This is a genomic window from Spirillospora sp. NPDC049652, assembly GCF_040675125.1.
Classification (GTDB): Bacteria; Actinomycetota; Actinomycetes; order Streptosporangiales; family Streptosporangiaceae; genus Spirillospora.
The window spans coordinates 1-4,002 of sequence record NZ_JBFAOF010000683.1; the positions used below are offsets into that span (position 1 = coordinate 1).

Genomic DNA, 4,002 nt, shown 5'->3' on the forward strand with positions numbered 1-4,002 from the left:
CCAGAGGCTCGCCGCCCGTGACGCCGCCGAGCTCGCCGGCCTGCTGCGCGCCCCCGACGAGGAACTGCTCGCGCGGTGCGACCGCGAGCCCGCCGACCTGCCCTGCCGCCTCGCGATCGTCGCCCCCGACGCCCGCAGGCTCGCCCTCGCCCGCGCCGTCGCCGACCGCGGCACCCCCTGGCGCGGACGCAGCGACATCTGGTTCACCCCGCGGCCCCTGCTCGCCGCCGGGGGACGGCTGGCGTTCCTGTTCCCCGGCTTCGAGCCGTCCTTCGAACCGCGCGTGGAGGACGTGGCCGACCACTTCGGCCTGCTCCGCCCGGCGCTGACCGGACGCACCGACCTGCTCGGCCACGCCGCCGACGTGATGGCCGTCGGGCGGCTGCTGGCGGCGGCGCTCGCCGAGCTCGGCATCCGCCCGGACGTCGCCGCCGGGCACAGCCTCGGCGAGTGGACCGCGATGATCGTCGCCGGGATGAACCCGCCGGACGCCATGGAGACCTTCGTCGGCGCCCTGGACTCCGGCGACCTGCGCATCCCCGACGTCGCGTACGGCGCGCTGGGCTGCGGCGCGGACCGCGCCCTGGAGGTCCTCGGCACCCGCACGGACGTGGTGGTCAGCCATGACAACTGCCCGCACCAGTCGGTCGTCTGCGGAGAACCCGCGGCCGTCCGGGAGATCCTGCGGCGGCTCGGCTCCGAGGGCGTGCTGGGCCAGGAGCTGCCGTTCCGCACCGGCTTCCACACCCCAATGGCCGCGCCGCTGCTGGAGCAGCTCCGGCCCGCCTTCCAGGCCCTGTCCCTGCACCGGCCGGACATCCCGCTCTGGTCGGCGACGACCGTCGCGCCGTTCCCGGAGACCGAGGCGGAGATCCGCGAGCTGGTCGCGCGCCACCTGCTGGAGCCGGTCCGCTTCAGCGAGCTGGTGGAGGAGCTGCACGGGGCCGGCGTCCGCGCGTTCGTGCAGGTCGGACCGGGCAGCATCACCGGCTTCGTGGGGGACCGGCTGGGCGACCGCGAGCATCTCGCAATGGCCGTGAACGTGCCCCAGCGGGACGGCATGGCGCAGATCCGCCGCGTCGCCGCCGCGCTGTGGGCGGAGGGGCACGGCGCGGGCCCGGCCGCCGCGCCGCCGGTCGTCCCGTCCGGTCCGGGCGCGATGGAGCTGGACCTCGGGGTCCCGATCGTCCGGCTGGACGGCGCGGTCCCACCGTTGACCGTGACCGATGAGCAGCCGCGGCCCGGGGACCGGACGATCCTGCCGGGGCAGCGGCCGACGCTGCCGGGGGAGCGCCCCGCGCTGCCCGGCACCGATCCGGTGACGGCCGAGCTGGACGCGTTCCTGCGTGAGGCCGTGGACAGCGCCACCCAGATCATGGACGCCTTCCAGAACGCCACACCACCCGCACCGCCCGCGCCGCCCGGGGCCTCCGCCGCGTCCGGGCCCCCGGACCTCCCGGGGATCCCGCCGGTGCCTCCCGTGCCTCCGGTGCCGCCGCTGGTCCCCGCGCAGCCGCGCCCAACCCGGCTGACCGTCCGGCGCGTGTTCTCGCTGGCCACCATGCCGTACGTCGCGGACCACTGCCTGATCCCGCAGCCGGTGGACTGGCCCGAGGTGTCCGACCGGTTCCCGGTGGTGCCGCTGACCACCCTGCTGGAGGTGATGGCGGACGCGGCGCGCGAGCTGTTCCCCGACCTGGTCTGCGTCGGCCTGGAGGAGGTCCGGGCGATGCGCTGGGTCACCGCCGACCCGCCGACCGAGACCGAGGTCTCGGCCCGGCTGCTGGAGGCCGGCGGCGACGGCGTGCACCGGGTCGAGGTCGTCATCAAGGGGCACACCGACGGGGTCGTGCTGCTCGCGCCGCACTACCCGCGCCCGCCCGGCCCCGACCGGACGCCGCTCACCGGCGAGAGCCCGCCGCCCGTCCCCGCCGACCGGCTCTACGCCGAGCGCTGGATGTTCCACGGGCCGCTCTACCAGGGCGTCCTGGAGATCTCCGCGCTCGCCGCGGACGGCGCGCGCGGCGTGCTGGCCGCGCTGCCGACGCCCGGCGCGCTGCTGGACAACGTCGGCCAGCTCTGCGGCCACTGGATCCAGGTGAACGGCGAGCGGGACCAGACGGTCTACCCGACCGGCATCGACCGCGTCACCTGGTACGGGCCGCTTCCGCCGCCGTCCGCGCGGCTCCCGGTCACCGTCCGCAGCCGCGCCCTGACGGCGGCCACCCTGCGCTGCGACGCCGAGGTGACCGGCCCGGACGGCCGGCTCTGGGGCCGGATCGAGGGCTGGACGACGCGCCGCTTCCACACCGACGAGACCACCTGGCGGATGAAGTTCACCCCGGAGCTGTCGGGCGTCGCCGAGCCGCAGCCCGAGGGCTGGACGCTGGCCCGCCGGCACTGGGGCAACGGCTCCTCGCGGGACATGCTCATGCGCCAGTACCTGAACGCCGCCGAGCGCGCCGCGTACGAGGCGCTCACGCCGCGCGAGCAGGGCCCGTGGCTGCTCGGCCGGATCGCCGCCAAGGACGCCGTCCGGCACTGGCTCTGGGAACGCGGGCACGGCCCGCTGTTCCCCGCCGAGATCACCATCGCCGACGACCCCTCCGGCCGTCCCCGCGCGGCCTACACGACCGTCCCCGCGCCCTGCGCCACGTCGGACGGCGCGGCTCGGGGGCTGTTCGGTGGGGCGCTGCCCGAGTTGTCCGTCGCGCAGACCGAGGAGCTCGGCGTGGCGCTCGTCCGCGCGCCGGGGCAGCCGTGCCGTATCGAGGTCGTGCCCATCGGCGTCCAGCCGGACGGCCGTCCCGAACAGCGATCCCCGGGAACGGCCGCGCGCGAGTGCGACGGCCACGTCGTGACCTGGACGCTCCCGCCCGGCGGCGGGGACGGCCACGACACCCCGGACGACTCGCACGACGCCCCGGACCACGCCCCCGACGACGACCCGGACGATGGGGACGGCTTCAACCGCTACCAGGGGGAGAACAGCACATGACCGCAGGAAACGACGACGTCCTCGCCGAGGTCGTGGCCATGCTGACCGAGGTGGTCGGGGAGGACTTCCTGCTGGAGCAGGCGGTCGGCCCGGACACCGCGTTCAACGCCGACCTCGGGCTGGAGAGCATCGAGTTCGTGGCGCTGGCCGAGAAGCTGCAGCGGCACTACGGCCCGCGCATCGAGTTCGCCGCGTTCATCGCCGGGATGGACCTCGACCAGATCATGAACATGACGGTCGGCGACCTCACCGCGCACATCGCCGCGCGGCTCGCCGCCCCGGCCGGGGACACCGCCTGCGCCGCGTCCGGAACACCCGCCGCGTCCGCAACGTCCGGAACGCCCGCCGCCCCGGGAGCGCCGGCGGTCCCCGGCGCCTCCGCCGCGTACGCGTAGGGGGACGGCATGGCCTACGTCCGCGCCCGCGGCATCCGGTTCCACGTGGTGGATCTCGGGCGGGACACGGGCCGGTCGCCGGTGGTGATGCTGCACGGGCTGTTCACCGGCTCGGCGGCGTCCTGGTTCTTCACCGCCGCGCCCGCCCTCGCCCGCACCCGCCGGGTCCGGCTGCCGGACTGGCGCGGCCACGGCCTCACCGAACGCACCCCGACCGGCTACGACACCGCGACGATGGCGGACGACCTGGCCGCGCTCACCGCCGACCTGCCGCCGTTCGCGATCGCCGGGCACAGCTACGGCGCGACGGTCGCGGTCCGGTTCGCCCGCGCCCATCCCGGCCGGACGACCGCGCTCGCGCTCGTCGACCCGCCGTTCGTCGAGCCCGACTTCAGCGGCCACTCGGTGCCGGAGGCGGTGCAGAGGTCGGTCACCGACCTGCTGACGCTGACGTCGCTGCCGTCCGACCTCGCGGCCGACCCGCCGGTCACCGCGGCGGAGCTGGCCGAGCTCGCCGGGCTCCCGGTGCTCGCCGTCGTCGGGTCGGGGTCGCCGTTCCGCGCCGCCGCCGACCTGGTCGGCCAGGCGCTGCCCGCCGCCCGGCGGCAC

Annotated in this window: 3 protein-coding genes; all 3 read left to right on the plus strand. The window is 76.3% G+C overall.

What is annotated here, in order from left to right; all coding sequences use genetic code 11:
- Window positions 1–2,998: acyltransferase domain-containing protein (locus tag AB0J52_RS30555; protein ID WP_500186133.1), on the plus strand; the 2,998-nt coding region annotated here is incomplete at its 5' end.
- Entirely contained in the window at window positions 2,995–3,393 is a 399-nt protein-coding gene (locus AB0J52_RS30560) for an acyl carrier protein (protein WP_500186134.1), read from the plus strand. The genes AB0J52_RS30555 and AB0J52_RS30560, both read left to right, overlap by 4 nt.
- Window positions 3,394–3,402: 9 nt before the next feature.
- A partial coding sequence (locus AB0J52_RS30565) for an alpha/beta fold hydrolase (protein ID WP_500186135.1) occupies window positions 3,403–4,002 on the plus strand: 600 nt, incomplete at its 3' end.

Excerpts from the sequence above, each read along its gene's own strand:
- AB0J52_RS30560 (WP_500186134.1), top strand. The coding sequence starts at position 2,995 with ATGACCGCAGGAAACGACGACGTCCTCGCCGAGGTCGTGGCCATGCTG.